General features: G+C 47.2%; 3 protein-coding genes. All 3 read right to left on the reverse strand.

Annotation, left to right across the window (positions count from 1 at the left end; translation table 11 throughout):
* On the reverse strand, positions 1-1,126 hold a 1,126-nt coding region (locus tag QUB08_RS25795), incomplete at its 3' end, for a hypothetical protein (RefSeq protein ID WP_445300955.1).
* A 241-nt stretch (positions 1,127-1,367) separates the two neighbouring features.
* Positions 1,368-1,766, reverse strand: coding sequence for a hypothetical protein (locus tag QUB08_RS25800; protein ID WP_333228329.1), 399 nt, complete (start codon positions 1,764-1,766; stop codon positions 1,368-1,370).
* Between the two features lie 11 nt (positions 1,767-1,777).
* Complete coding sequence (locus tag QUB08_RS25805; protein ID WP_333228353.1) at positions 1,778-3,313, reverse strand: iron uptake porin; 1,536 nt, start codon at positions 3,311-3,313, stop codon at positions 1,778-1,780.
* Positions 3,314-3,400 lie beyond the last annotated feature (87 nt).

The following is a 3,400-nucleotide window of genomic DNA, read 5'->3' on the forward strand; positions in this document are numbered from 1 at the left end:
CTGGGCTATCATTCTGGCTCACTGAAATATCCGCAAATAGTGGCGTTGGCGTTGGTGGAAAAGGATTGACTAAGGTAATTTCGCTATCGCTATTATTTGCTAAATTTGAATCTGAACTTGAGGTAGAGACGCTGACATTATTGTTAATTAAGCCTGGTACCGTTGGGGTGACAACGATTGTGGTGACAACGCTGCCATTAGGCGGAATTGTGCCTAAATTAGCTGTAATTCCACTAGGAGAAACTGGTGTGACTTGTGACGCTGTTCGAGGCAAATTTCCTGTTCCCGCAGGGTTGATTGTAACAGTTCCCTGACTAGAATTTGCAGAAACAACAGTTACTCCGGCTGGCAAATTATCCGTTAAAACCACATTATCCGCCGCATTGACAGGACTGTTATTAGTAACTGTCACCGTATAAGTCAAATTGTTGCCAACTGTAACCGGTTCTGGGCTATCATTCTGGCTCACTGAAACATCCGCAAATAGTAGCGTCGGTACTCTCGTTACTGGCGCAGGAGTTGGCGTTGGCGTTGGAGTGCTTGCTGACCCTGCCGCTAATTGAATGTCATCTATTAAAAGTTTATCAGCCCTGCTGCCAATTTGAATTGATTTCGCAGTGCCATTAAAAGGAATTGTAACAGGCTCGAAGGGATTGTAAGCACCAATCAACCCGCGACCTTCATTAGTCCTAGCCAAAGGTACAGAAATTAGTTGACTTCCTGTTGCATTCAAACCGTCATAAATTTTAACTTGATGCCCGTCAAAAAAGGGTGAAGAATACTTGAAGGATAGCTGACCTGTAAATCCATCATTGATATTGAGGACAATCGAATCACTCTCCTTGTATGTCAGTGCTGTATTTCTTCCGCCAGTGGTGCTCAGAAAATTTCCGCTGCCACCTGAAGCAAAATCAACAATTCCTAAAGCGTTGGGAGAAATGGAAACGCCGACGGTAGAAGGAAGAAAGTTAGCAACAGGTTGTAAGTCGCCAATGCCATCAAAATTGAGTGATATGGGAGTGCGAGATGGCGACGATTGTACTGTGTTACTGTCGCCAATGGGAATGCCACCTGCCCCGGGATCTGTGCCGATTCCGCCACCAATGCTGTCTGTGTTGAAAGGCATTTTTATCTCCTATTTAAAACGTTTACGGTTGTCAAACCGAAAGCTGATATAGCAATCCTAAATCATTTGTGTAATTCTTGTAGGGGCAAACCCCCCGTGGTTGCCCCATGAGGCCGGGGTAGGCACGGGGAGTAGGGGTAGCACTACCCCTACATCTTTTTACGACTCATTTAGGATCGCTATAGTTAGCGATCGCTTTCAGAAATTTGAGGCGGGCTATTTGCCCACCCAACTGTCCTCTCTACCGCCGGGGAATCACCACCGAAGTCCGGTCAAAGGAGGACACCCCTAACGGAGATAAACCGGGCGAGTTCCGCACCCCCGCCTCTATTCTCGGTCCGTCAAAACCAGTCCCAACTCCTCCGGTTCCCGCGATCGGATCGCTAACTCCATCAACCGCATCGGTGAGGAAATCAGTAAACCCGTCATTCGTTCTTCTTTCTTGTTCAAAAAAAGCAGATTTTGGCTTTGGAATTGTCTGATCTCCCGCTGGTTTCGCATTAGGTGTGGCAGGATTTTGTGCTGTTAAATTAGAGTTTTTTACTTCTACTTCCCCAGCCTTAGCTGCCTTGAGAACACCTCCAAAACTGCAATACATTGCGACAGTTAAACCGATAAACAAGATATTCGCTTTATTCATTATTGCCTCTCTTAAAAACTGAAAGTTGTCCGCACTGTCCCGACAAACAGGCTGTTGTTATTGGCATTATTCTCAGGATTAGTCACCACAAAAAATCCCGGTGTAATGGAGATATTATCGTTCACCCGCAAGCGGTAGAACAGTTCAAAGTGCAAAGAAGTGTCTCGGTCTTTACCCGCACCTAAATTCCTCCCATCCACTAATCGGGGCGGCTGGCCAAAGACAAATGCTAACAAATCCCCTTCCCGTCCTAACGGATCGATCAGACCTAAAGTAAACATATAGGTCCTAGTTCTAGCAAAAGCATTCGACTTCGTAGAATCCGAGTTGATCCACCCGCCCCAAGTCGCAAAATTTAGCTTAGGAGTAATCCGCCACTGTAGCGTCCCCCCGAAAGCATTAATTTGGGAAGGCTGGTTAATTCCCCCTGATGTGTCAGCATTAATGCTACCTGTATAAGTCTCCAAAAAACCACTCTTGGAATAGGCATTGATGTAAGTAATCCCGGTTGAAATTGTAGCCGCAGGCTTGACTAAAAGCTGCACGCCTAAAGCGCTGCGATCGCTCGCCACAAAGCCGTTACCCTGTGCCGGACTGCTAGAATTTGCCGTGCCATAAGCCAACTGCAACCGCAGTTTTCGAGTCAGCAACCAGTCAAGCCCAACCCCCGCTTCTAAGTTGCCAATTTTAAAGAGTGGACTCGCTTCGGCAAAACGGGAAATCGCACCCCGCCCCGTGTCAAAATAGGGAGAGTTGGCTGTCAAAACGCTGCTCAAACTGAAGCCAACAGGCCTAACTGTAAACACTACGCGATCGCTAAAAGCCGGAAAGCGATATTCCACCAAATCCAAGGCAATGTTATTGTTCAAATCCGTCTGGTAAGACAGCCTCGCCTGATTGGTTCCCAAGGAATCCGCACTTGCAAATCCCCCATTACTAAAATTACCGCTTGCTAACTGAATCCGAAAGCGATCTTTGCCAGTAAAAGAAGAAGTAAGCTGCAAGCGCGTCAAGTGTCCGAAAATGACATTTTTATCACCTTTCCCCGGTGGATTGCCACCGCTGGCCGCCGCCAGTCCAAAAATCACTTCTCCCCCCAGGATAGTTGTAGTAGAAAATTGATTGGCCTGCAACTCGGCCGTCCGCGCCTCTAAAGCATCGACTCGCCCCCGCAAACTTGCTAATTCAGTCGCAAATTCTTCTTGCAGTTTTTGCAGAATTGCCAAGTCTTCTTTTGTAATTAAATTAGCTGTATTCGCGCCAATTTGCTTGGTAACTTGGTCTAAACAAGCGTTCAAACCAGCGGCAAATTCATAGCGGGTTAAGGCGCGATTTCCCCGAAAAGTCCCGTCGGGATAGCCCGCGATGCAGCCATACCTTTCTACTAAAGATTGTAGCGCTTGAAACGCCCAATCTGTAGGCTGAACATCTGACAATTGAGACACAGATGTTACCTGTCGCATCCCATCATTGGCTGTCCCATTTGCTTGGACATTGACTTGAGTGAGGGGAAAAACTGCACTAGGTTCTGTGCTATTCGACGGCAAGGAAACTGTAGCTGGCGCTGCATTGTTTGGCAGTTCCTGAGATAGGATCGGGTTAGCACTCGGCGCGGTCGTGAGGGGAAAAACTGC

It is taken from the genome of Microcoleus sp. BR0-C5 (genome assembly GCF_036705045.1).
In the GTDB taxonomy this organism is placed as follows: Bacteria; Cyanobacteriota; Cyanobacteriia; order Cyanobacteriales; family Microcoleaceae; genus Microcoleus.